The sequence below is a fragment of the Aeromonas sp. R4-2 genome (assembly GCF_040908295.1).
In the GTDB taxonomy this organism is placed as follows: Bacteria; Pseudomonadota; Gammaproteobacteria; order Enterobacterales; family Aeromonadaceae; genus Aeromonas; species Aeromonas veronii.
The window spans coordinates 37,599-60,375 of sequence record NZ_JBFODL010000016.1 but is presented as its reverse complement, the minus strand read 5'-3'; the positions used below and the strand labels follow the sequence as shown (position 1 = coordinate 60,375).

Annotated in this window: 19 protein-coding genes; 10 read left to right on the top strand and 9 right to left on the bottom strand. The window is 60.9% G+C overall.

The window, feature by feature from the left end; all coding sequences use genetic code 11:
• Positions 1–16: 16 nt before the first annotated feature.
• Together AB5Y99_RS15045 and AB5Y99_RS15040 are read right to left on the bottom strand one after the other, a co-directional pair.
• Positions 17–367, bottom strand: coding sequence for a hypothetical protein (locus AB5Y99_RS15045; RefSeq protein ID WP_042053367.1), 351 nt, complete (start codon positions 365–367; stop codon positions 17–19).
• Between the two features lie 19 nt (positions 368–386).
• The gene (locus AB5Y99_RS15040; RefSeq protein WP_139494910.1) at positions 387–683 is read right to left on the bottom strand and encodes a hypothetical protein; all 297 of its coding nucleotides are present in this window, start codon (positions 681–683) and stop codon (positions 387–389) included.
• Between the two features lie 255 nt (positions 684–938).
• On the opposite strand from AB5Y99_RS15040, the gene AB5Y99_RS15035 reads away from it, so the two are divergent.
• Positions 939–1,949, top strand: a complete 1,011-nt coding sequence (locus tag AB5Y99_RS15035; protein ID WP_323892650.1) for a Preprotein translocase subunit SecY — start codon at positions 939–941, stop codon at positions 1,947–1,949.
• Positions 1,950–2,003: 54 nt separating this feature from the next.
• Here the strand turns inward: AB5Y99_RS15035 and AB5Y99_RS15030 are convergent, their stop codons facing one another.
• Positions 2,004–2,171, bottom strand: a complete 168-nt coding sequence (locus AB5Y99_RS15030) for a hypothetical protein (protein WP_162484561.1) — start codon at positions 2,169–2,171, stop codon at positions 2,004–2,006.
• A 56-nt stretch (positions 2,172–2,227) separates the two neighbouring features.
• On the opposite strand from AB5Y99_RS15030, the gene AB5Y99_RS15025 reads away from it, so the two are divergent.
• From AB5Y99_RS15025 to gshA, 4 genes are all read left to right on the top strand, one after another.
• The gene (locus AB5Y99_RS15025; RefSeq protein ID WP_323892649.1) at positions 2,228–3,205 is read left to right on the top strand and encodes an NADP-dependent oxidoreductase; all 978 of its coding nucleotides are present in this window, start codon (positions 2,228–2,230) and stop codon (positions 3,203–3,205) included.
• A gap of 79 nt (positions 3,206–3,284) precedes the next feature.
• Positions 3,285–3,722: a YqaA family protein gene (locus tag AB5Y99_RS15020; RefSeq protein WP_139462233.1), complete on the top strand. Its 438-nt coding sequence runs from the start codon at positions 3,285–3,287 to the stop codon at positions 3,720–3,722.
• 27 nt (positions 3,723–3,749) lie between these two features.
• On the top strand, positions 3,750–6,563 hold the full coding sequence (locus AB5Y99_RS15015) for a pitrilysin family protein (RefSeq protein ID WP_279489764.1): 2,814 nt from the start codon (positions 3,750–3,752) through the stop codon (positions 6,561–6,563).
• Between the two features lie 61 nt (positions 6,564–6,624).
• A complete protein-coding gene (gene gshA / locus AB5Y99_RS15010; protein WP_368210049.1) occupies positions 6,625–8,223 on the top strand; it encodes a glutamate--cysteine ligase in 1,599 nt (532 codons plus the stop codon).
• An 81-nt stretch (positions 8,224–8,304) separates the two neighbouring features.
• Here the strand turns inward: gshA and AB5Y99_RS15005 are convergent, their stop codons facing one another.
• Positions 8,305–10,095, bottom strand: a complete 1,791-nt coding sequence (locus tag AB5Y99_RS15005) for a long-chain fatty acid--CoA ligase (protein WP_127006904.1) — start codon at positions 10,093–10,095, stop codon at positions 8,305–8,307.
• 185 nt (positions 10,096–10,280) lie between these two features.
• On the opposite strand from AB5Y99_RS15005, the gene AB5Y99_RS15000 reads away from it, so the two are divergent.
• Entirely contained in the window at positions 10,281–10,826 is a 546-nt protein-coding gene (locus AB5Y99_RS15000) for a hypothetical protein (RefSeq protein WP_005340504.1), read from the top strand.
• A 43-nt stretch (positions 10,827–10,869) separates the two neighbouring features.
• On the opposite strand, the gene rimI is transcribed toward AB5Y99_RS15000, so the two are convergent.
• Both rimI and AB5Y99_RS14990 read right to left on the bottom strand, forming a co-directional pair.
• The gene (rimI, locus tag AB5Y99_RS14995) at positions 10,870–11,319 is read right to left on the bottom strand and encodes a ribosomal protein S18-alanine N-acetyltransferase (protein ID WP_150996070.1); all 450 of its coding nucleotides are present in this window, start codon (positions 11,317–11,319) and stop codon (positions 10,870–10,872) included.
• A 109-nt stretch (positions 11,320–11,428) separates the two neighbouring features.
• Entirely contained in the window at positions 11,429–11,863 is a 435-nt protein-coding gene (locus AB5Y99_RS14990; protein ID WP_335819439.1) for a DNA polymerase III subunit psi, read from the bottom strand.
• A gap of 314 nt (positions 11,864–12,177) precedes the next feature.
• On the opposite strand from AB5Y99_RS14990, the gene AB5Y99_RS14985 reads away from it, so the two are divergent.
• The 3 genes from AB5Y99_RS14985 to AB5Y99_RS14975 all read left to right on the top strand — a co-directional run bounded on the left by AB5Y99_RS14985 (position 12,178) and on the right by AB5Y99_RS14975 (position 17,337).
• A complete protein-coding gene (locus AB5Y99_RS14985; RefSeq protein ID WP_042084424.1) occupies positions 12,178–13,791 on the top strand; it encodes an ATPase RavA domain-containing protein in 1,614 nt (537 codons plus the stop codon).
• 9 nt (positions 13,792–13,800) lie between these two features.
• Positions 13,801–15,264 (top strand): ATPase RavA stimulator ViaA, encoded by a 1,464-nt coding sequence (gene viaA / locus AB5Y99_RS14980; RefSeq protein ID WP_368210047.1) that lies wholly within the window; start codon positions 13,801–13,803, stop codon positions 15,262–15,264.
• A gap of 225 nt (positions 15,265–15,489) precedes the next feature.
• On the top strand, positions 15,490–17,337 hold the full coding sequence (locus AB5Y99_RS14975; RefSeq protein WP_368210046.1) for a diguanylate cyclase: 1,848 nt from the start codon (positions 15,490–15,492) through the stop codon (positions 17,335–17,337).
• Positions 17,338–17,489: 152 nt separating this feature from the next.
• Here the strand turns inward: AB5Y99_RS14975 and AB5Y99_RS14970 are convergent, their stop codons facing one another.
• Positions 17,490–18,212 carry an SDR family oxidoreductase gene (locus AB5Y99_RS14970; RefSeq protein ID WP_139402495.1) on the bottom strand — a complete coding sequence of 241 codons (723 nt, stop codon included), beginning with the start codon at positions 18,210–18,212 and terminating at the stop codon, positions 17,490–17,492.
• A gap of 429 nt (positions 18,213–18,641) precedes the next feature.
• Here AB5Y99_RS14970 and prfC point away from each other — a divergent pair, with 429 nt between their 5' ends.
• Positions 18,642–20,231: a peptide chain release factor 3 gene (prfC, locus tag AB5Y99_RS14965; RefSeq protein ID WP_085942070.1), complete on the top strand. Its 1,590-nt coding sequence runs from the start codon at positions 18,642–18,644 to the stop codon at positions 20,229–20,231.
• A 251-nt stretch (positions 20,232–20,482) separates the two neighbouring features.
• Here the strand turns inward: prfC and AB5Y99_RS14960 are convergent, their stop codons facing one another.
• Together AB5Y99_RS14960 and mdtH are read right to left on the bottom strand one after the other, a co-directional pair.
• The gene (locus AB5Y99_RS14960; protein ID WP_368210045.1) at positions 20,483–21,394 is read right to left on the bottom strand and encodes a GNAT family N-acetyltransferase; all 912 of its coding nucleotides are present in this window, start codon (positions 21,392–21,394) and stop codon (positions 20,483–20,485) included.
• Positions 21,395–21,533: 139 nt separating this feature from the next.
• Complete coding sequence (gene mdtH, locus AB5Y99_RS14955; RefSeq protein ID WP_005340523.1) at positions 21,534–22,730, bottom strand: multidrug efflux MFS transporter MdtH; 1,197 nt, start codon at positions 22,728–22,730, stop codon at positions 21,534–21,536.
• Between the last annotated feature and the right edge of the window lie 47 nt (positions 22,731–22,777).

Here is a 22,777-nt window from a genome sequence, read left to right as displayed (position 1 = left end):
CATCAGGAGAGGGAGTTCAGTTCTTCTTGCCGTTACCCTTGTTTTTATCCTTCTGTTTGTCGTGACCCTGTCCCGGGTTATTGCCGCTGTGGATGCTGCGGTTGTAGTGATCCCGGTACTTGCCATCCATCTTGTCGCAGTTGAGTTTGATCCGGCTGTCGCCAATGCCAAGATCCAGACAGTTGTCTTGCCACCAGTCGTACTCCTTGTCATCCCAGTCGAGATTGATCTTGATGTCATCACCGGAGATCTTGATGCCATCGCTATTTTTGCTTGGCGGTGCCGCAACCGCGATGCCGTGCGCCATGAGCAGGGAAAGCAGCAGGGCGCCGCGTCGGATAACGGGGTTGTGTTTAGCTTGGGTCATCGCAAGGGTACTCCTGTTGTTACTGGTCGCTCTGCGAGTTGGCAGGGACCTGGTTGGTTTTCGGTGGCTGGTTGCGATTCTCTTCATCTTCCAGATTGAATTTGACCGCCTTGCAGTCGACGGTGGAGGTCTCCCCGATATCCAGAGTGAGGCAGTCGTTCTGGGTCCAGCCGAACTGTTTGTCATCCCAGTCCAGATTGAATTTAAGCTCATCGACGGAAAATTCGGTGCCACCGCTCTCTGGATATTGCTGTGTCGCAGCGGCGCCGCCGGTAACCAGAAGAAGGGAGAGTAGCAAGGTGGTCGTACTGTTCATGATGGCCTCGGATAATTGCAACGGTGGATGAGTGTACAGACCGGAGCTGAACCCGGGCGGAACTGTTCCCCATCTCACCACATGATCAAGTCAGGGAGGGATTGTATCGCTTTTCTGCTGCCGATTTGTCCGTTTTGGTCGCACTCTGGGCAGCTGGTTGCCAATCTGAAGGAATTCAGTCATTTGCCCTTCTCTGGGCGAGTCTGGCGACTATAATCGGCAGCCAACTTTTCCTGCACAGCACCCCCCTTCATCATGACCACACAGGACTCCTCCACATTGCGCTACCCCAAGGGGTGGTTTGCTCTGACGACGGTATACAGTTTCACCGGGTTGGCCATTCTGGCTTCCATTATCTTCTCCCTGCTGCTGTTCCTCTCCATCGATGACAACCCGCTGATGAAGTGGCTGTTCGGCGGCTTGGCCATCATCTTCGAGCTGGGCAAGTTTTACGTCTGGTACGAGTACGGCGAGCGCAAGGCGCGGCGGGATTTGAGTGGTGCTTTCTGGTCGCTGTTGTTCTACAGCGTGCTGGCGGCCATCTCCATCGGCGGCAGTATCGGTGGCATCAACAGCGCCACCAATACGGTGTTGAGCCAGCAGGCGCGCCACGAGCGGGAGCTTGCCCGTTTCGACGAGCAGATCGCCAGCATCGAGCGGCAGATCCAGCTCAACGAAGAGGCGGCCCGCAAATACATCGAGCTGGAGCGCATCTCCAGCGGCGTTTCCTCGTTGCAGCACGCCAACACCAAGCTGCGCTTGCAGCAGGATGAGCTGCGTCAGCAGCGCGATGCCAAGCCGGTCAACGAACAATCCTCCATGCTGGGGCTGATGAGCAGTCTGGCGAACGGGGTGGGAATGAGCATCAGTCAGGTGCAGTTCCTGCTGGTCTGCTTCCTCTCGGTACTGCTCGACGTGTTCGGTGCCTTCTTCGTCAGTCTGATCGGCGAGGAGAACCGCTTTCGCCGGATGTGGCGCGGGCAGCAGGATCAAGCTCGCAGAGAGGCGCAGGAGGCGTTGGCGATGGCAGCCCAGCCAGAGCCCATCATGCCCCCCGAGCCCGCCCCCGAAGTGCTGGCGCAGGTGCGCGGTGCGCTGGTGAGCGGTGAGCTCAAGTGCAGCAAGCGCTCGGTGGCACAGGCGCTGTCACTCTCACTGGAGGAGGTGGATCGGGTGTTCCACCATCTGCTGTCGCAAGGGGTGCTGGGGCAGGGGAGCAATCGCCACTACTACCTCAATCCGGCGCTGGAGCAGCAACCCGGATAGTGAGAAGGCCACCGGAACGCGGTGGCCTTTTTCGTTATCGAGTGGCTGTGGCACTCAGTGAGTCAGCACCATCATCAGGCTGAGGAAGGCGGCCAGTCCGCCACCGATGCCGATGATCCAGTAAAACCCCTTGGCCCCCTGTTTGAGCGGGATGTGGAAGTAGAGCAGAAACGCCCACCACCCCAGTGCCAGCAACAGAGGAATAAGAAACATTCGAGCCATGGTGTCCTCGCTGTTATTCTGTTGACCCTTGATCAATCAACAGGATGGATTGTGCAATGACGCAACTACAGATTACCGCATTCGGTGACCCCTCGGTACTCAAGCTCAACCCTTCCCTCGATAAGGTGCCAGCCGATGGCGAAGTGCGGGTACGCATCTGCTTTGCGGGGGTCAATCCCATCGATGCCAAAACCCGCGCCGGTCTTGGCTGGGCGGCGGCCCAGAACAAGGACAAGCTGCCCTGGACACCGGGTTATGACATTTCCGGCGTGGTAGAGAAGGTGGGCCCCGGCGTGACCTCGCTGATCGAGGGGGATCGGGTGTGCGGCATGGTCGGTTTTCCCCTCACCGCCGGTGGCTACGGGGAGTCTGTGGTGGCAAGCGAGAGTGAGCTGGTCAAGCTCGACGGAGTGAACCTGCTGCAGGGGGCTGCGCTGCCGCTGGCCGGTCTCACCGCCTGGCAGGGGCTGCTTGAGCACGGCGGCCTCCAGAGCGGTCAGCGGGTATTGATCCTCGCCGGTGCCGGTGGTGTCGGCCATCTTGCGGTGCAGTTTGCCAGCGCCTATGGCGCCGAGGTGGTGGCTACCGCCAGCCCCGACAACCATGGCTTCCTGCATGCTCTGGGGGCGCGCTGGATGGTGGATTACCACGATGCGAACTGGCCCGCACGGGTGGTGGCAGAGGCCGGTCAGGTCGATCTGGTGCTGGATCTGGTGGGCGGCGAGAGCGGCAAGGCGGCGCTCGCCTGCGTCAAGCCGGGTGGCCGTCTGGTGACGGTACCCACCATCACTGCCCAGTTGATCAAGGATGCTGGGGCTGCGGTGGGTATCGAGGTGGTCGGCATGCTGGTTCACCCCGACCAGAAGCAGCTGGGTCAGATGTTGATGCTGCTGCGTCAGGGGGAGGTGAAGGTCACCCTCGCCGGTGAGTTCGCTCTGGCTGAGGGGGCGCTGGCCCATCAGGCTATCGAAGGGGGCCATGTGCGCGGCAAGCTGCTGCTGCGCATGCCCGCCGCCGACGGTTATCCTGCATGAGCGTGATGATGGCGATGGCACATGGTGTGGTTGTTGCTGAGTGCCTCTCGTCCTTACCTCTGTGGTGGGGAAGCGCAGCATGAATGAGTTGATGCAGATGGGGCTGGGGTGGCTCTTTTTAAGCGCCTTTACCTCCGCCACCCTGCTGCCCGGCAGCTCCGAAGTGCTGCTGGGGGCCATGGCGGCCAAGGGGGAGTGGAGCATGGCGAGCCTGCTGCTGTGGGCGACGCTGGGCAATACCCTCGGCTCCATGACCACCTGGTGGCTCGGCTGGCTCGCCACCTTCAAGAAAAAACCGGAAGATTTTCAAGGCCGTGGGGAACAAAAAGCCTTAGGCTGGCTCAAACAACATGGTCACTGGTGTCTGCTGCTTGCCTGGACGCCGGTGGTCGGTGATGGTCTCTGTCTGTTGGCCGGTTGGCTGCGCCTCTCCTTCTGGCGCTCTCTCATTTTGATCGGGCTCGGTAAATTGTTCCGTTATGCCCTGGTTTTTCTGCTGGCCAGTCACATTTTCTAGCCTGTTTTTGTCACTCACGAGGTTACCGTGAACAAAGTCATACCTTTAACGATTCTGCTGGGCTTCACCCTGCCGGTGCTGGCGGCACCGACCCTGATCGCCGAACAGGGCAAGGAGGAGGGCAAGCTCGCCATCCCCTACCAGATGTACAAGCTGGACAACGGCCTGACCGTGATCCTGGCCCCTGACCGCTCCGATCCGCTGGTGCACCTCGATGTGACCTATCACGTCGGTTCATCCCGCGAGACGGTCGGCAAGTCCGGTTTCGCCCACTTCTTTGAGCACATGATGTTCCAGGGCTCGAAACACGTCGGTGATCAGGAGCATATGCGGATCATCAACGAGGCCGGTGGTGACATGAATGGCACCACCAACAAGGACCGCACCAACTACTACGAAACCGTGCCTGCCAACCAGCTGGAAAAAGTGCTCTGGCTGGAGGCGGATCGGATGGGCTTCCTGCTTGATGCGGTGAGCCAGAAGAAGTTCGAGATCCAGCGCGCCACCGTCAAGAACGAGCGGGCCCAGCGGGTCGATAACCAGCCATACGGGCTGGTGAGCGAGAAGGTAGGAGAGGCGCTCTATCCGCGTACTCACCCCTACTCCTGGCAGCCTATCGGTTACGTGGAAGATCTCGACCGGGTCGATGTGAACGACCTCAAGCAGTTCTTCCTGCGCTGGTATGGCCCCAACAACGCCACCCTGACTCTGGGCGGCGACTTTGACAGCAAGCAGGCCCTCGAATGGATCGAGAAGTACTTCGGCTCCATCCCGCGTGGTCCGGACGTGGCCGAGCCGACGCCAAAGCTGGTGACCCTGCCCGAGACCCGCTACGTGACGCTGCAGGACAAGGTGCACCTGCCGCTGCTCTATATCAGCTACCCCACCGTCTCCCTTGGCGATCCGCAGGAACCGGCACTCGACATGTTTGCCGACGTGCTGGGCGGCTCCGCCAGCTCCATGCTCTACCAGTCGCTGGTGAAAACCGGCAAGGCGATCGATGTGGGGGCGTCCCACTACTGTGAAGAGCTGGCCTGTACCCTGACGGTCTACGCCTACCCCAATCCGTCGCAGGATGGCAGCCTCAAGACCCTCAAGGGGGAGGTGGACAAGGTGATCGGCGAGTTCGCCCAGCGCGGCCTCAAGCCGGAGGATCTGGAGAAGGCGATCGCCAAGTACCGTGCCTCCGCCATCTGGGGTCTGGACAGCGTCTCCGGCAAGGTGAGCCAGCTCGCCATGGGTCAGGTGTTTACCCAGGATCCCAACTATGTGTTCAAGACCCTCGATGCCATCGGCAAGGTAACCCCGGAGCAGGTGAAGGCCGCCTACGACAAGTTCATCGCCGGCAAGCCTGCGGTGGTGCTGAGTGTGGTGCCCAAGGGCAAGGCGGATTGGCAGGTCGCCACCCCGAACTTTACCCCCGCCAAGCGTGAGTTGCCGGATTACAGCAAGCATGACGAAGCGCTGGCCGAACGACCGGTAAAAGACAATTTCGATCGCAGCGTGCAGCCCAAGGCGAGTGAGGCGGTGAGCGTCAAGGTGCCCGCCATCTGGCACGGCAAGCTCGACAAGAACATCGAGATCATCGGCACCAAGAGTGACGAGATCCCCGCCGTCTCCATCATGATTGCCCTGCCGGGCGGCATTCGTGCCGAAGATAAGGGGCAACTTGGGCTGGCCAATCTGACTGCCGCCATGATGGGGCAGGGCACGGTGCGCCTGACCGAGGCTCAGCTGAGCGACGAGCTGCAAAAGCTGGGCTCAAGCATTGATGTCTCCAGCGCCCAGTACAACAACCTCATCACCGTCAGCTCGCTGGCGGACAAGTTGCCCCAGACCCTGGCGCTGGTGCGCGAGGTGCTGGAGCGCCCGGGCATGCGGGAGGCGGACTTCGAGCGGGTCAAGGCGCAGCTGCTGCAAGGGATGCAACAGGCCCAACAGCAACCCGAGTGGCTGGCCGGGCAGGCTTTCCGCGAGCTGGTCTACGGCAAGCAGAACCGCCTCGGTCAACCTACCGACGGGGTAGCGGCCGATGTGGCCAAGCTGACCCTGGCGGATGTGAAGCACTTCTATCAGGCCTACTACAACCCCACCAACGCCAAAGTGGTGGTGGTTGGTGATGTGGAGCAGAAGCAGATCGAGGAGCAACTTGGCTTCCTGACCGAGTGGAAGGGGGCCACGCCGACTCTGGGGGATCTCAAGCTCAAGGGTGAGCAGGCCAAGCCGGGCATCTATCTGGTCGACAAACCGGGGGCGCCTCAGTCGGTGATCCGCATCGGTCGTCGCGCCATGCCGTTCGATACCACGGGGGATTACTTCACCGCCGGGCTGATGAACTTCAACCTGGGTGGCAACTTCAACAGCCGCATCAACCTCAACCTGCGGGAAGACAAGGGTTACACCTACGGCGCCAGCTCCGGCTTTTCCGCCAACCGCGAGGTGGGTACCTTCGCCACCGGCGCCAATGTGCGGGCCGATGCGACCGTCGATGCCATTCGCCAGTTCCTCAAGGAGATGGACAACTACCGCAAGAGCGGCCCGACGCCGGTCGAGCTGGCCTATATGCGCAGCGCTGTCTCCCAGCAGGATGCCCTCTCTTACGAGACCTTGGGCCAGAAGGCGGGCTTCCTGCTGCAGATGGTGATGTATGACCTGAAACCGGACTATGTGCAGGCCCAGAACAACCTGATCAAGACGGTGTCGCCCGAGGCGCTGAAGGCCAGTGCCGCCCGTTGGCTCAATCCGGCCGACATGGTGATCGTGGTGGTGGGAGACAAGCAAAAGCTTGAAAAACCCTTGAAGGAGCTTCATCTTCCCATCTATCCGCTGCAGTTGCCGTAACTGACGCTTTATAAAAATCAAGAGCCGCCCCGGATGGGGCGGCCTCACATGAGCCGTGAATATGACTACAACAAGCTTGTCGCTCACCGAGTTGCTGAATGCGTTGGGATCACCGGAGCGCCTCACCGCGCTCAAGGGGATCCGGCGCGGGATCGAACGTGAATGCCTGCGCATCACGCCGGATGGCCGACTCGCCCAGAGTGACCATCCCCGGGCACTGGGCTCGGCCCTGACCCATCCCAATATCACCACCGACTACTCGGAGAGCCTGCTGGAGTTCATCACCCCGGCCACCGACTCCATCGACAGCCTGATGGAGCAGCTCGGCGACATCCATCACCATGTGATTCAGCATCTGGGTGACGAGCGGATTTGGCCGCTCTCCATGCCCTGCTTCGTCGGCGGGGAAGAGAGCATCCGGCTGGCCCAGTACGGCAGCTCCAACATCGGCAAGATGAAGACTCTCTACCGTCAGGGCTTGAAGAACCGCTACGGCAGCCTGATGCAGGTGATCGCCGGAGTGCACTTCAACTTCTCCATGCCCGACAGCTTCTGGTGCGAGTGGCAGGATCTGGTGTGCGAAGGGTGCTGCAGCCAGCGTTTTATCTCCGACAAGTACATGGGGCTTATTCGCAACGTCTACCGCTTCGGCTGGCTGGTGCCCTATCTGTTTGGCGCCTCCCCGGCCATCTGCGAATCCTTCCTCAAAGGGCGCAAGAGCAACCTGCCGTTCGAGAAGACCGGCAAGGGTACCCTCTATCTGCCTTACGCCACCGCGCTGCGTCTCTCCGATCTCGGTTACACCAACAGCGCCCAGGCTGGGCTCAAGATCAGCCACGACAATCTGCCGGCCTATGTCAGCAGCCTGCGCCGCGCCATCAACACCCACAATCCCGACTTTGCCAAGATCGGGGTCAAGGTGGATGGGGAGTATCGTCAGCTCAACGACAACGTGTTGCAGCTGGAGAATGAGCTCTACGCCCCGATCCGCCCCAAGCGCACCCCGCGCAGTGGCGAGAAGCCCTCGGATGCGCTGGATCAGCGCGGCATCGAATACATCGAACTGCGGACTGTGGACGTCAACCCTTTCACCCCACTCGGCATCGATGCGGATCAGATCCGCTTCTTCGATCTGTTCCTGGTCTGGTGCCTGCTGCGCCCCTCTCCGGTGCTGAGTGACGAGGAGATTGCCCGCAACCGCCGCAACCAGAACAAGGTGGTGCTGGAAGGGCGTCGTCCCGGCCTGATGCTTGAAGATGAGCAGGGCAATGCCATTGGCCTCAAAGAGTACGGCCTCAAACTGTTTGACGAGCTGGCTCAGGTGGCCGATCTGCTGGATCGCTGCTGCGGCCGCAACCGCTATCGCGAGACGCTGGCGATGCATCGCGAGAAGCTGCTCAACCCCGAGCTCACCTATTCCGCCCGCATGCTCAAGGAGCTGCTGGAGAGTGGCAAGGACAACGGCTGCTACGGCGACAAGCTGGCGACCCGCTATCGCGAGGAGCTGCTGGCAGGGGAGCTGCAGTACTGGGATGAGGCCTACTTTGCCGGTGAGGCGAAGGATTCGCTGGCCAAGCAGCGCGAACGCGAGCGCAGCGACAGCCTGTCGTTCGATGACTTCCTGGCCGACTACTTCGGTACCACTACCACTACGGCCTGAAGGCGGGTTCGTACCGACCAAAGTGCCAACAAAAAGCCGCTCGAGTGAGCGGCTTTTTGATTTCTCTGAACCAGAGCGATATCAGACGTGGTTATACATGGCCTCGATTTCGCTCTGGTACTTGGCCTCGATGATCTTGCGGCGCAGCTTCATGGTGGGGGTCAGTTCACCCAGCTCCATGGAGAAGGCGCTCGGCAGCAGGGTGAACTTCTTCACCTGCTCGAACTTGGCCAGCTCTTTTTGCAGATCGGCGATGCGGGCTTCGAAGAACTCCATCACCCGGGAGTGGCGCAGCAGCTCGGTCTTGCACTGGTATTGCAGGTTGATGGAGCGGGCGTACTCCTCCAGCGACTCGAAGCAGGGCACGATCAGTGCCGAGACGAAGTGGCGAGCATCGGCGACGATGGCGATCTGCTCGATAAAGCGATCCTTGCCGATGGTCCCTTCCACCAGTTGCGGGGCCACGTACTTGCCGTTGGAGGTCTTCATCAGCTCCTTGAGACGTTCGGTGAAGTAGATATTGCCCTGGCTGTCGAGCTCACCGGCATCGCCGGTACGCAGGAAGCCATCTTCGGTCATCACTTCGGCAGTCGCGTCCGGCTTGTTGTAGTAGCCGCGCATCACGGTCGGGGAGCGCACCAGCAGTTCGTTGTTCTCACCCAGCTTCACCTCGATGCCGTTCAGTGCCGTGCCAATGGAGCCGAGCTTGAACTGGCTGTCTTCGTAGCAGCAGACGGTGGCGGTGGTTTCGGTCATGCCGTAGCCGTACTTGAGGTTGAGCCCCATCGCCTGGAAGAAGAGGTTCACATCGTCGGCCAGACGGGCGCCCGCCACCGGCAGGAAGCGGGTGCGGCCGCCAAAACGGGCGCGCAGCTTGCGAAACACCAGTCGCTCGGCGAGCCAGAGCTGGCCGTAGAGCAGCGGGGAGGCGGACTTGCCCGCCTGACGGGTGGCAACCATCTGCTTGCCGACCTTTGTCGCCCAGCCAAACAGGGCGCGGCGCAGAGCCGGAGCCTGAGCAACTTTGGCCTGGATCATGGCGTAGGCCTTCTCGTAGAGGCGCGGCACGGCACACATCACGGTCGGCTGCACCTCGCCAATCACATCCATCACCTTCTGCGGATCGCGGATATAGACGTTCTCGGCACCACAGTAGAGCACGTAGTAGCTCCAGGCCCGCTCAAACACGTGGCTGAGCGGCAGCATGCAGAGCGACACATCCTGCTGATTGAGGTCGAGGCGGCTGTTGTGCATCTCGAAACAGGCGGCGATGTTGCTGAAGTCGAGCATGACCCCCTTGGGCTCGCCTGTGGTGCCGGAGGTGTAGATCAGGGTCAGCAGATCATCCATCCGGTACTGGGTTTCCCGTACTCGCAGTTCCTGCTCACTGGGCTGATGGTTGCCGGAGACCAGAAATGTCTGGAAGTGACTCGCCTGCTCGCAGCCGCGCAGATTGACGCTGCCGTCGAGGGCGATGAGCTGGCGGATCTCGCCGCTTTCAATCAGTTGCAGCGCCTGATCGAACTGGGGTTGTTCGCCAACGAACAGTACCTTGATGCCGGCATCTTTGACGATGTAGCGCAGCTGATCGAGCGTACTGGTGGGGTAGATAGGGACGCTGACGCCGCGTGCGGCAAGGATGCCGAGATCAGCCTGGGTCCACTCCGGCATGTTGCGGGCATAGATGCCGACCATTTCGGTTGGCTGGTGGCCGGCACGGATCAGCGCCTGTGCGCAGTAGTCCATGGCCTGGCCCAGAGTACGCCAGCCGATGGCGCGCCACTGGCCATCTTGCTGAACCCGCAGGGCAGCCTTGTTGCCAAGCTGGGCAATACGTTCACGCATCAGTCGAACCAGATGAAGCTTCGGCATCAGTTAAACATCCTTTAATTACAGTTGTACGCCCGCGAGGGCACTAAAAATCGGGCTAGAGTTTAAACTCCAACATTACGGCTTACAAGTGTTCGCCGTTTGTCTTGGATCACAAAGAGTGCAAATAGCTCTCCCTTTGCGCAGACTGGCCGATACTGCTAGGAGGCAGAGAGAGGGTTAACGATATGAATCTGTGGGTGAAAGGGGCGTTGGCCGCGGTCGGGCTGATGGTGGTGGGGGGCGCTGCGTTTTGGTTCTTTGCCGGAACGTCATCACAGGGGCCCGCCAATCCCTGGTATCAGGGGGCCGAGGGGTATCAGCAGGCGCAGCAACAGGCGCTGGCGTTGGGCTATCCGCTGCTCTATGTGCTGGAGACCCCCAAGTGCCGCCGTTGCGGCGATCTGGAGAAGAAATTCTGGCAGAGCAAGGAGATGGCTGGCCCGCTTGCCCGGCTGGTGAAGGTGCGGCTTAACCCGGGCAAGGGGGATGGTAGCGAGCAGATCCTGCGCCGCTTTCCCAAAGTCGCCACGCCGCCCGGCATCTATATTCAACAGCCGGGCCAGCCCCTCAGGCCCATCAAGATAGTGGTGGATATCGACCAGATCTGGATGCCTGGGAAAACCTGGCAGCGTGGCTTCTATATGCCGCTCTCCGGGGCCGGATTCGAGGCGGTAGTGCATACCACTCTGGCCTTGCAGGATCCCGCACTGGACAATGCCCCTCTCGATTGAGGGGGGGGGGGACAAAAGGCTTGGGCGTGACGAACAGGCTGGATCAGCCGAAATCGAATAGTCGCGACATCAGCACCGCATCTTCCCTGTCGTTGCCGGTACCGTAGTAGTCGGCGCGGCGGCAATATTCGGCAAAACCGGCGCTCTCGTAGAGGTTGATGGCGGTCTGGTTACCGGCCCGCACCTCGAGAAACCAGGCCTCTGCCCCGGCTTGCTTGCTGCGCGCCAGATAGGCCTGTAACAGCACCCGCCCCAACCCCTTGCCCTGAAACGCCGGATGCACACAGATATTCATCAGCGAGCTGTCACCGGCCACCAGATCCGAGATATAGAAGCCCGCCGGGCGACCATCGACCAGCATCAAACCGTTGAGATAGCGAGGACCGAAGCAGGAGAGCAGGTTGGCCTGACTCCACGGCTCCTTGTGAGCGGCTTGCTCGATGGGGTAGACAAGGTCGAAATCGCTCTCGAGCAGGGGACGAAACTCAGGCATGGGGGCTCCGGATGGCAAGATGTTGGGCACTGGGGTTGGCAGAGGCGGCATTTGTAAAATCAGGTAAAAAGAGCGGCATCACAGTGGGTCTTGGCGGCATGATGCAGGGTCACGCCGCGTTGGCCGCAAGGTGTTGGCGCAGCTGTTGCCACAGGGCGCGCTTTTGCGCGGCGCTGGGGGCGAGCGGGCAGATCAGCGCATTTGGCCGCTCGGGGTTGGCCTCCGTCAGCCAGAGCAGAGGGGAGGCGCCCGCCGTTTGCAGATCGGCAGGCGGCAGCTCGCTGAGCAGTGAGACCTCGTCGGGGGTCATGCCGAGCAACTGGCAGATATCCGCCAGCAGCGTGGTGGCAGGCAGCTGAGGCGCCAGCAACCAGAGTTTGCCGCTGGGCAGCGGAGCGCTGGTGGCCGGTGCCGTCTGGCCCGGCTGTGTGGTGTTTTGCTCAAGCTCGGGAGCGGGTGCTGCGCCCAGCAATGCCGGACGACGCAGTTGCCAGCTTTGAATGCCCATGCGGGCCAACATGCTCTGACGAACGGGATCTTGCATTTGAGGCGACTCACTCTTGATCTGCATTGGGGAAAATTGTGTTGCGCAGGGTACACTCGAACCGCTTTTGCTGCACCCTTTGCAACGCATCATCTGGCGCATGCGGGCATGGTGCTCATCACGACACTGGCTATGCATGGGCGCAGCACGCTGCCGATACGGTATCGCACTGCCTTTGCGTTTTTTCCTGCCAGAGGCGGGTATTGTGCGGCAAGAGATACCAGAATAAACATCATAACAAGACAAAACCCAAGGTAGAGCAAATGGATATCGCGCCTTGGGGCTAACATCATCCCAGCTTCGGAACACTCTCTATGTCGTCTTTAGCTCAAGCCCAGAATCCTGCGCGTCTTATTCCCATCCAGGAGCGCTTGCCCCGGCTGCTGGCCGCCCTCGGTGAGGGACTCTACGAACGGCAGGATGCCTTGCGCCTCGGTCTGCTGGCTGCCCTCAGCGGTGAGAGTGTCTTCTTGCTGGGGCCACCCGGTATTGCCAAGAGCCTGATTGCCCGCCGCCTCAAGCTGGCCTTTCACGACGCCCGCCACTTTGAATACCTGATGACCCGCTTCAGTACGCCGGAGGAGGTGTTTGGCCCCCTATCCATTCAGGCACTGAAAGAGGATGGCAAATACCTGCGCCTCACCACTGGTTATCTGCCGGAGGCCGAGGTGGTGTTCCTCGACGAGATCTGGAAGGCGGGCCCTGCCATCCTCAACACCCTGCTCACCGCCATCAACGAGCGGCAGTTTCGCAACGGAGACAGCCAGCACCCCATCCCGATGCGCTTGCTGGTGACTGCCTCCAACGAGCTGCCGGCGCCGGACAGCGGGCTGGAAGCGCTCTACGACCGGATGCTGGTGCGGATCTGGATGGACCGGGTGCAGGAGAAAGCCAACTTTCAATCCATGCTGGCCAGCGATGGTCACGCCCACCAGAACTTGCCGGAATCCCTGCAGATCCGGGGGGATGAGTATGAGCAGTGGCAGAGCCAGATTGAACAGGTGCGCCTGCCGGATGCCTGTTTCGAGCTCATCTATCAGCTGCGCCAGCAGCTCGACAGTCAGCTGGCCCATCGCTGCTATGTGTCGGATCGCCGCTGGAAGAAGGCGGTACGGCTTATCAAGGCGAGCGCTTTCTTCAATGGCCGCGATGAGGTTGCACCGGTAGATCTGCTGCTGTTCAAGGATTGTCTCTGGCATGACGAGGAGTCTCGCACCGCCCTGCTGGAGATGATGACCGAATTCTCCCGCCTTTACGGCTATCAGCAACTGGCGATGACCCGTCAGCTGCTGGCGTTGCGGGATCAGTTCAAACAGCTCAAACAGAGCGTGGCCCAGCGCCTGTGCACAAAGGCCCGCCAGCGCAAGCAGTGGTTTGGCCGGCGGGCCCGGGGTATCGAGATCCCGCTTGCCAATGCCAGACCCTTTGGCAAGCAGGTGCACTTCCATCTGCTCACCCCGGCGCCGCTGGATGGCAGCGATCCTGAACGGCTCACCCGCACCCTGGTGTTCGATCGCACCTTGCTCTCCCACTGGCGCCCCACCGGTGAGGCGTTGGTGGGTTATGAGTTTGGCAACCCGAAAGAGGGCCATTACGAGCTGGTACTGGACGATGAGCTGCGGCTGCAGGTGCTCGATATCCAGCGCCAGCAGATCCCGCTGGTTTTGATGGAGCGTAACGCTATCCCCGAGGTGGTGCTGGCGCCCTGGTTGCAGTCACTCGACGAGCAGCTGGTTCAGGTCGGCAAGGTGATGCAGATGCTCAAGCAGCAGCGCAGCCTGTTCGAGCGTCACCAACAACACCTCTTTATCGACTCACGCTGGCTGCAGCAGGTGGAAGACAGCTTCTTTGTGCTGAACCGGGATCTCGAACTGCTGCGCAGCGAGCTGACCCAGTGGCGCGAGCGGTTGCCAAGGCTGGACGAGTAAGGAGCGCTCATGCTTGAGATCGGCATGCTGGATCTGGGCCTTCTCATGGGAGAGGGTGAGCTGGCGGGAGAGGTGGTGGCGTTGCTGGCGGCCTCGCCCAAGATTTCCGAATTTATCAAACGCTCCCCGCTACAGGGCAAGCTGCTGAAAAAGCGCCTGCAGAGCTGGGGCGAGCAGCTTGGTGAGGAGATCCGTCACAAGCCGGTGCCGGTGGCGCTGGAGCAGGAGTACCTGCTCTATCAGGCACACCGGCAACTGCCGATGACCGAGCTGATTGGTCGCCTGCCCGGCTTGCTGGAGTCGCTGGAGCAGTACAGCCCCTTCGCCGGTGAGGCCCGCTCCTTGGTGCGTCAGCTGACGGCCCACCCCACCGAGGGGCTGCGCCAGCTCTTTATCGACAAGTGGCGCGCCAGTCTGGTGGGAAGCCTGCTGCAACTGCAGCAGCAGATCGCCGAAGCGGAGCGGGAGAAGCAGCGTCAGGAGATTGAAGATCAGCTGCTGGTGAGCCGCACCCTGGCCGATGCCCTCGACCCCAACCAGATCTCAGCCGGTGGTCTTTGGGATCTGGCGCAGGGGCACTGGCACAAGCGCAGTCTGGTGCTGGTCAAGCAATACGCCCGCATGTTGCAGCGCGAACCCTTGCTGGCGGATATTGCCGGCCTGCTCGGGCGCAGCGAGCGGGATCGGCGGGCGCAGGAGCAACCTGTGCCGCCGGTTCAGGTGCTGGAGCTGGAGCCCGCTCCCAGCGATGATGTGCCGGACGACTTGGTAGGCATTCATCAGGCTAGCGATCTGATGCGGCTACTGCCAAGCGAAGCTGTGATGCTGGGGCTGCCGGAGCTGCCGGAGCTGGAGCTGGAGTTCTATCGCCGCTATCTGGAGCGGCGTCTGCTCAGCTACCAGTCGCGAGGTACCTTGCCGCGCCAGCGCATCATGTTGCGCACTCCGGAGCAGGGGGGGCAGCAGTTGCAGCAGCGAGGCCCCTTTATCGTCTGTGTCGATACTTCGGGCTCCATGGGGGGATATCCCGAGGAGTGTGCCAAGGCACTCTTTCTGGCGTTGCTCAAGGTGGCGATGGATGAGAAGCGCGGCTGTTACCTGATGCTCTTCTCCACCGAGGTGGCGACCCTCGAGATCACCGCAGATACCGGGCTGGACAAGGCGGAGCGTTTCCTCTCCATGAGTTTTCACGGTGGTACCGATCTGGTGCCCTGCCTGGAAAAAGCGCTGGCCAAGCTCGATGATCCCGCCTTTGCCAAGGCGGATGTGCTGGTCATCTCCGACTTTATCGCCCAAAGCCTGCCTCATCTCCTGCTCGATCAGATGAACCGCTATCGCCAGCGCCAGACCCGTTTTCACGCTGTCGCCATGTCCCGCCACGCCAAGCAGGCGTTGTTGCGGGTCTTTGACAACAGCTGGCTGCTCGATTGCGGCCTGCGCGGCCGGCTGCTGCGGCGCTGGCAGCATCACTAGTGACCGGGAGGGGGCAACCCCTCTTGGTTGTTATCCCGCCTCCTCTTTTTCGCTGTGCGTCCCCGCTTTTATTCCAACACGATGATATCGCAGTAAAATGTGACTAGCCTGCCATTCGGGCTCTCTGTCCGGGTGATAGCCTTTACAACCATTGTTACAGGGGAAAGATGGTGATTTTCCGGCATCGGCTTGCCCGATGATCTTTCCCATTGATCCGGAGTGTGTATGAGCCGACTTGCCTTGCTGCTGTTGCTGGCGGCGTTCGGGCTGGCAGCCAAACCCTTGTCCCCCGGGCAGTTGGAAAATGAACTGGGAGGGATGGAGCGGGTCTACCAGCCGATCGAGTTGCTGCGGGAGCGCGTTGCCCGTTTGCAGCGGGACGGCAACGCCTATCCGCCGTCGCAGCAGATGCGGATCAGTCGTCTGGCTTGCTGGGCCCAATCGGCCGATGACATGCAGGAGTCCCGTACCGCCATCGCCAATGCGGAGCGGATGCTGGCCATTGCGCGCGAACAGGGTAATGACGCCGCCGTGGCGGAGCTGACGATTTGCCGCGGCTGGTTCAATCAGCTGCTCGGCGAGGTAGTGAAGGCTCGTCACGATTACGATGAGGGGCTGCGGCTGGCAAGAGAGGCCGCCGTGCCAAAGCTGGAGGCGCTGGCGCTGGCCCGCCGGGGGGCCATGCTGTCTTTTCAGGGGGTCTCAGGCCAGGGGCTGATGGATCTCACCAAGGCGCATAATATCTACGAACAGCTGGGGTTGCCCACCTGGTATCACCAGGCGCAGCTCGAGATTGCAGCCACATTTCGTCGTATGGGCCTCTACGCCGAAGCGCTCGCCACCCTCAACCGGTTGAGCGAACACTTTGCCAGGAGCCACGATGGATTTGGCTCGGCAAGGCTAAGTGATCAACTGGCGATGGTCTATCTGCAGACCGGGCGTTATCAGGATGCGCTGGGCGAGCTTGAACGCAGTGCGGCCTTTTATAATCAGCCTCAATATCTGATTGAGCATGCCGAACGCATGGTGATGCAGGCCGAGGCTCTGCTCGGGCTGGATCGCCCCGCTGATGCCGGACGCTTGCTGGCACAAGCGGCGAAGGTGCTCTCTCCCGACGTTGACCCCATCCTCCATGCGCATCTCGAGCTGGTGCGGGCGAGGTTGAGAGTCGAAGAGCAGAAACCGGCGCCAGCCTTGCGTGCGCTTGAGAAGATTGAGCCGATTTTGAAGGTGGAAGGGCACGTGCGCTTTTTGCTCGAGCTCTACTGGGTACGCAGTCGGGCGCTCGAGTTGCAAGGCGACTATCCGGCGGCACTGGCCGCATTGCGGGAGCATCTGGTGCAGGAGCAGCGGCTCGATCAGCTGTTACGGGAACAGAGCACGGCCTGGGTTCGCGGCGAGTTCGAGCTGGCCCGTCAGGAGGGGGAGAACGAGCGACTGCGAGTCGAACAGCAGTTGCAGCAGCAGGAGCTGGAGCAGGTCAAGGAGCGTCGTTTCTGGCTGCTGGTGGTGATGGTGCTCTGCGGGGGACTGGCGCTGCTGACGATGGGGTGGCTGCTTGATCGCAACCGTCGGATGCGTCGTCTGGCCTTTACCGATGAGCTGACCGGCATCAACAACCGCCGTCGGGTGCTGCGGCAGGGCAGCGATATGTTGGCGCTGGCTCGCAGGCAGGGCACGCCATTTTGTCTGCTGGTGTTCGATATCGATCACTTCAAGCGGATCAACGATACCCTGGGACATCATCAAGGAGACAGGGTGCTGCAATGGGTCTCTCGGGCGGCAGATCGTCAGCTGCGGCACCAGGATCAGTTGGGACGTACCGGCGGAGAGGAGTTCTTGATCCTGCTGCCGGATACCAGCCTTGAAGAGGCGTGCCGGGTGGCTGAGCGGATCCGTCACTCGGTCGCCAACCGGGCGCTGCCCGGCATGTCGTACCCGGTAACCATCAGTATCGGGTGTGCCTCTCTGCGAGACGATGATCAGGATCTGGCGGCCTTGATCCAGCGTGCTGACAATGCGCTGTATCGTGCGAAAGAGGCGGGGCGCAACCGGGTGGAGACAGACGAGTGACGGGCTGGGTATTGTCACTCACCAGGGGGTTATTGCCATTGGGGAGCACTCTGATACGGCGAGGATGCTCGCCCCCTGCGCTCGTTCTTGCCTGCGATGACAGATTGGCAAGCGCGAGCGCAGAAGAGCGTCAGAAGAGCGTCAGAAGGGCGTTATGCCCAGGCGCTGCCACCATTGAGATGAAGCACCTCACCATTCATGTTGTTGTTGCTCATCAGGAACAGCGCGGCCTGCGCATAATCCTCTCCCTCTCCCAAGCGCTTCAACGGCAGGCTTTGCGCCACGGCCGCCACTTTTTGTGGGTCATTGCCCAGTGCTTTAAGCAGCATGGGAGTGCGCATGGGGCCCGGGTTGATGACGTTGATCCGACGGGGGGTCAGCTCGGTCACCAGACTGTGAGCCAGCGTTTCAACCGCGCCAGCTGCAACGGCAGGGAGTGCCTTACCTAGTTGTGGGCGGCGCGTCACCATCCCGGACGTGAGCACGATGGAGCCGCGTTCGGACAGTTTGGGTGCTGCGGCGCGGATCGCATGAACACTTCCCCAGAAGCGGCTGTCCATGTTGATTTTCAAATCCTCGATGGCAGCGGTGAGAAAGCTGCCTGGTCGCATGACGGCGGCGGTGATGACGAGATGATCCAGCGAATCCAGCTGGCTGAAAAAGTGATTGACGGAGTCGACGTCGAGAATATCCAGTTGATGGCCACTGGCATTTGGGCCCAGTTCAGCCAGCGCAGTGGCAAGCTGCTCACGGCTGGAACCGCCGATAATGACCTTGGCGCCTTGCTCGATCGCTTGCTGGGCGGTGGCCAGGCCAAGACCCGAGGTACCACCGATAATGACGATCTGTTGATTGTGCAGGGTGGAATGTTTCATGTAATGACCTCTCCATTATGTAGATACGATTTACATATTTGTAGCTGGGTAGGGAAAGTCCAAGTATGAAAATTTATCAAGAGTGGTTGTTGCTGGCATGAGGAGGGGGCCAAGTCCACGTGGTCCGGATGCTGCCATCCGATTCGGAGTGTTTGATTTTCTGTTCAGTTGGAACCTGTGGAACGGAGGAGCGGCCAAATTATCATCTCTTGTCAGGCTGGGTATTTTTCACTCGCGCGGGTATAATGTCGCGCAATTTTGCTTTGACTCAGGCGAGAAGACCCATGTAACGCAACCCTCCTCCCTCTCTCCACCAGGTTGGCAACACGCCAGCTGGCGTGGCTTTCGTTGCGTATACATGTGCCGTGAGCGGCATTCCGGATTTATTCCCACGGTGGCTGATGCCACCGCTCAATAGAAGAACGTTGAATTATGTCAGCTGAATTTCTGAGTGAAGTCTCCAAGAGACGCACTTTTGCGATCATTTCGCACCCGGATGCGGGTAAAACCACCATCACCGAGAAAGTCCTGTTGTTCGGACAGGCCATTCAGCGCGCCGGTACCGTCAAGGGCCGTGGCTCGGGCCAGCACGCCAAATCCGACTGGATGGAGATGGAGAAGCAGCGTGGTATCTCCATCACCACCTCGGTGATGCAGTTCCCCTATGCCGATTGTCTGGTCAACCTGCTCGATACCCCGGGTCACGAGGACTTCTCTGAAGATACCTACCGTACCCTGACCGCGGTCGACTGCTGCCTGATGGTCATCGATGCCGCCAAGGGTGTTGAAGACCGGACCCGCAAGCTGATGGAAGTGACCCGTCTGCGTGATACCCCTATCCTCACCTTCATGAACAAGCTGGACCGCGAAGTGCGCGATCCGATGGAAGTGATGGACGAGGTGGAGCGCGAGCTGAAGATCATGTGCGCCCCGATCACCTGGCCAATCGGCTGTGGCAAATCCTTCAAGGGTGTCTATCACCTCTACAAGGATGAGACCTATCTCTACCAGAGCGGTCAGGGCCACACCATTCAGGAGAAGCGTGTAGTCAAGGGGCTGAACAACCCGGATCTGGATGCCGCCGTCGGCGAAGATCTGGCCCGGCAGCTGCGTGACGAGCTGGAGCTGGTGCAGGGCGCCTCCCCCGAGTTCGATCACGATGCCTTTATCGCTGGCGAGATGACCCCGGTCTTCTTCGGTACTGCACTGGGTAACTTCGGTGTTGACCACATGCTGGATGGCCTGACTGACTGGGCGCCGTCTCCCATGCCGCGCAAGGCCGAGAGCCGCGAAGTGGTGGCGACCGAGGAGAAGTTCTCCGGCTTCGTGTTCAAGATCCAGGCAAACATGGATCCGAAGCACCGCGACCGTATCGCCTTTATGCGTATCGTGTCAGGTACTTACAGCAAGGGCATGAAGATGCGCCATGTGCGTATCGGCAAGGATGTGAACATCTCCGATGCCGTGACCTTTATGGCCGGTGACCGTGAGCAGGCGGAAGACGCCTTCGCCGGTGACATTATCGGTCTGCACAACCACGGTACCATCCAGATCGGCGACACCTTCACTCAGGGTGAAGATCTCAAGTTCACCGGTATCCCGAACTTTGCACCGGAACTGTTCCGCCGCATCCGCCTGCGCGATCCGCTCAAGCAGAAGCAGCTGCTCAAGGGGCTGGTCCAGCTCTCCGAAGAGGGCGCGGTACAGGTGTTCCGTCCGCTTATCAGCAACGATCTCATCGTCGGTGCAGTCGGTGTGCTGCAGTTTGACGTGGTGGTTTCTCGTCTGAAGAGCGAGTACAACGTCGAGGCCATCTACGAGGCGGTCAACGTCTCCACCGCCCGCTGGGTGGAAGGTACTGACGTCAAGAAGTTCGAAGAGTTCAAGCGCAAGAACGAGGTCAACCTGGCCCTCGATGGCGGTGACAACCTCACCTATATCGCGCCGACCATGGTCAACCTGCGCCTGGCCCAGGAGCGCCACCCGGACGTCGAGTTCCGCCAGACTCGCGAGCACTGATCACTGCTGGTTTGCTTATTGGCAGATAATCAAAGAGACCCCGCTTCGGCGGGGTCTCTTGTTTTGTGCCGTTTTGCCTGTTTTAAGGAGGGATGCAGGGGGGAATGGTTCAGCATATACCAGTCGCAAGCAGCCCTCACCCTAGCCCTCTCCCAGAGGGAGAGGGAACCGTCGGAGGTCAGCCTGAAAGATCGCGGAAGTGTTTTTGCCCCCTTCTCCCCTTGCGGGAGAAGGGTTGGGGATGAGGGGGGCTACCCCAGTGTCAGCACCATGCAGATCTCGCAATCCCCGTGGCCGGTGCAGCCAAGGGGGCCGGGCAGGTGTTCAAAGCCCAGTGATTCATAGAGGCTGGTGGCTTCGCGCAGTACTTCGGTAGTCTCCAGATAGCAGCGCTGATAACCAAGCGCGCGCGCCTCGTCAAGCGCCTGCAACACCAATCGCTTGCCAAGGCCCAGTCCGCGCAGTGCTGGCATAAAGTACATCTTCTGCAGCTCGCAGACTCCCTCTTCTCCTGCCAATGGCGCGATACCACCACCGCCGAGGATGGAACCGTCCGGTCCTTCGATGACCCAGTAGCGACTCTTCTCCCCCTGATAGCTCTGGGAGAGGGTGTCGAGATTGGGATCCGAGACCCCATACCCCTTGTCGGCGGTGAGGCCATATTCGGCCGAGACGGCGCGGATCACCAAGGCGATCTGGGGATTGTCCGCCGCCGTGATGGGGCGGATCCGGTAGCCCCGCTGGCGACGGGCGCGGGAGAGGGCGCTGCGATAGAGCCGCAGCCCTTGCCACAGCTGCTCCCGCTCGGGCAGGCTCAGCTGCGCCAGCATCTCTTCCATCGCCCCGTCCATCTCCCGGTGCAACTCCAGCAGCATCCCCTGACCGTTGACGGTGAGGCGGGCCTCCTTGCTGCGCCCATCGGAGGGGTGCGGGTGCCAGCTGATGAGATCCCGCTCGGCGAGGCGGGCCAGCGGGCGGCTGGCGTTGGATTTGTCGATGTGCAGCTTTTCTGCCAGCTGCTGGTTGGTGGCCGGGGCGTTTTCCAGCTCGATCAGCAGGTGAGCCTCGATGGGGGTGAGGGCCAGATTGCCGCACTGCTGGGAGAGCATGCCGAGTTCGCGAACCAGATCGCGCGACAGGGCGCGCAGGGGACGGGGATCCATATCGTGGGTTCCTTTTTAGTTGTGCATGACAACTAAAATAGCGTAAAAGTTGTAATTCGCAACCTTTTGCTGTGATGACTTGCAGAATATGGGGTGAGCGGCAGCCCCGTTGATTGGGCTGCCGCAGGTGGGGCGGTCGTCAGGCGGCGGCTCTGATAGCCAGCTCCGGGCGGCGGGAGAAGCAGCGGGCGAGCAGCAACATGGTGGCGACGCCTATGGTGCCCAGCACCAGCCAGGGGAGGGCCGGTTGTCCCTGTTGCAGCGAGAAGTCATAGAGGGAGCCGCCGCCCACATAGCCGGTCATGCCCCCCAGCGCCAGTCCGAGGCGGCTGAAGCCCATGTAGCTGCCGCGGGCTGTGGGGTTGGCCAGCCGGGTCATCAGGGTCTCCCGGGCCGGTTCACAGATGATGATCCCCAGATAGAAGCAGGCCAGCAGTACGAAGATGCCGGAGAGGGTGCTGACAAAGGCGACCAGCCCGATCCCCACCGTCATCAGCAGGATACCCGCCATCAGCCGGCTCTCCAGCCGATAGCGCCGCTCGCTGAAACGGGCGATGGGGTAGAGCAGCGCCAGTGACAGCGCCGTTTCCAGGCTGTACATCCAGCCCACTGCCGTGGTGGTGCCGGAGAGCTGCTTGACCAGAATGGGGAAAATAAGCATCACCTGTACCCACAGCATGTAGTAGCCGCTCAGGATCAGCACCAGTCGGCAGAAGGCGCGATCCGCCAGCACCTGCCCCAACCCTTCCCGCATCGGAGTCGGTTTGACCGAGAGGCGGTAGGCGGGCAGCAGGGTCCAGTTGCAGAGAGCCGCCAGGGTGAAGAGCCCGGCACCCAGCAGGCAGACATAGGTGAAGTCAAAGCGCAGCAGCCAGCTGCCTAGCAGGGCACCGGTGACGGCTCCCGCGCTCTCCAGCATCATCAGCAGGGAGATAAAGCGGCCCCGCTCATGGGGACGGGTAAATTTGATCACCAGTGCGGCTCGTGGCGGGTCGAACAGGCAACCGCCCAGTCCGGAGAGGAAGCAGGAGAAGATCAGCATGGCGCCGCTGTCGGCCCAGGCCAGGGTGGCGAAGCCCACCGCCCGCAACAACATGCCGGTGACAATGAGTGGGCGGGCACCAAAGCGGTCGGCCAGCGAGCCGCCAAAGATCCCCAGTCCCTGCTGGGTCAGCTGGCGCAGGCCGAGGGCCAGCCCCACCAGACCGGCCGCCCAGCCGAGTTGATCGACGAAGCGCAGGCTGATCATCGGCATCACCACAAAGAAACCCAGGATCACCAGTGTGGTATCCAGCGCCAGAAACCAGCGTCCCCAAAACCTCGCCCTATCGACCATAACGCCCTCTCATTCACAGATACCTTCATTCTGGAGAGGGTTTAGAT

Bases quoted from the DNA above. Each gene is read 5' to 3' on its own strand.
- AB5Y99_RS15025 (WP_323892649.1), top strand. From the start codon at position 2,228: ATGACGCAACTACAGATTACCGCATTCGGTGACCCCTCGGTACTCAAG.
- AB5Y99_RS15045 (WP_042053367.1), bottom strand. From the start codon at position 367: ATGACCCAAGCTAAACACAACCCCGTTATCCGACGCGGCGCCCTGCTG.
- AB5Y99_RS14975 (WP_368210046.1), top strand. From the start codon at position 15,490: ATGAGCCGACTTGCCTTGCTGCTGTTGCTGGCGGCGTTCGGGCTGGCA.
- AB5Y99_RS15035 (WP_323892650.1), top strand. From the start codon at position 939: ATGACCACACAGGACTCCTCCACATTGCGCTACCCCAAGGGGTGGTTT.
- AB5Y99_RS14970 (WP_139402495.1), bottom strand. From the start codon at position 18,212: ATGAAACATTCCACCCTGCACAATCAACAGATCGTCATTATCGGTGGT.
- AB5Y99_RS15020 (WP_139462233.1), top strand. From the start codon at position 3,285: ATGAATGAGTTGATGCAGATGGGGCTGGGGTGGCTCTTTTTAAGCGCC.
- AB5Y99_RS15030 (WP_162484561.1), bottom strand. From the start codon at position 2,171: ATGGCTCGAATGTTTCTTATTCCTCTGTTGCTGGCACTGGGGTGGTGG.
- AB5Y99_RS15005 (WP_127006904.1), bottom strand. From the start codon at position 10,095: ATGCCGAAGCTTCATCTGGTTCGACTGATGCGTGAACGTATTGCCCAG.
- AB5Y99_RS14960 (WP_368210045.1), bottom strand. From the start codon at position 21,394: ATGGATCCCCGTCCCCTGCGCGCCCTGTCGCGCGATCTGGTTCGCGAA.
- AB5Y99_RS15000 (WP_005340504.1), top strand. From the start codon at position 10,281: ATGAATCTGTGGGTGAAAGGGGCGTTGGCCGCGGTCGGGCTGATGGTG.
- AB5Y99_RS15040 (WP_139494910.1), bottom strand. From the start codon at position 683: ATGAACAGTACGACCACCTTGCTACTCTCCCTTCTTCTGGTTACCGGC.
- AB5Y99_RS14990 (WP_335819439.1), bottom strand. From the start codon at position 11,863: ATGCAAGATCCCGTTCGTCAGAGCATGTTGGCCCGCATGGGCATTCAA.
- rimI (WP_150996070.1), bottom strand. From the start codon at position 11,319: ATGCCTGAGTTTCGTCCCCTGCTCGAGAGCGATTTCGACCTTGTCTAC.
- viaA (WP_368210047.1), top strand. From the start codon at position 13,801: ATGCTTGAGATCGGCATGCTGGATCTGGGCCTTCTCATGGGAGAGGGT.
- AB5Y99_RS14985 (WP_042084424.1), top strand. From the start codon at position 12,178: ATGTCGTCTTTAGCTCAAGCCCAGAATCCTGCGCGTCTTATTCCCATC.
- mdtH (WP_005340523.1), bottom strand. From the start codon at position 22,730: ATGGTCGATAGGGCGAGGTTTTGGGGACGCTGGTTTCTGGCGCTGGAT.
- gshA (WP_368210049.1), top strand. From the start codon at position 6,625: ATGACTACAACAAGCTTGTCGCTCACCGAGTTGCTGAATGCGTTGGGA.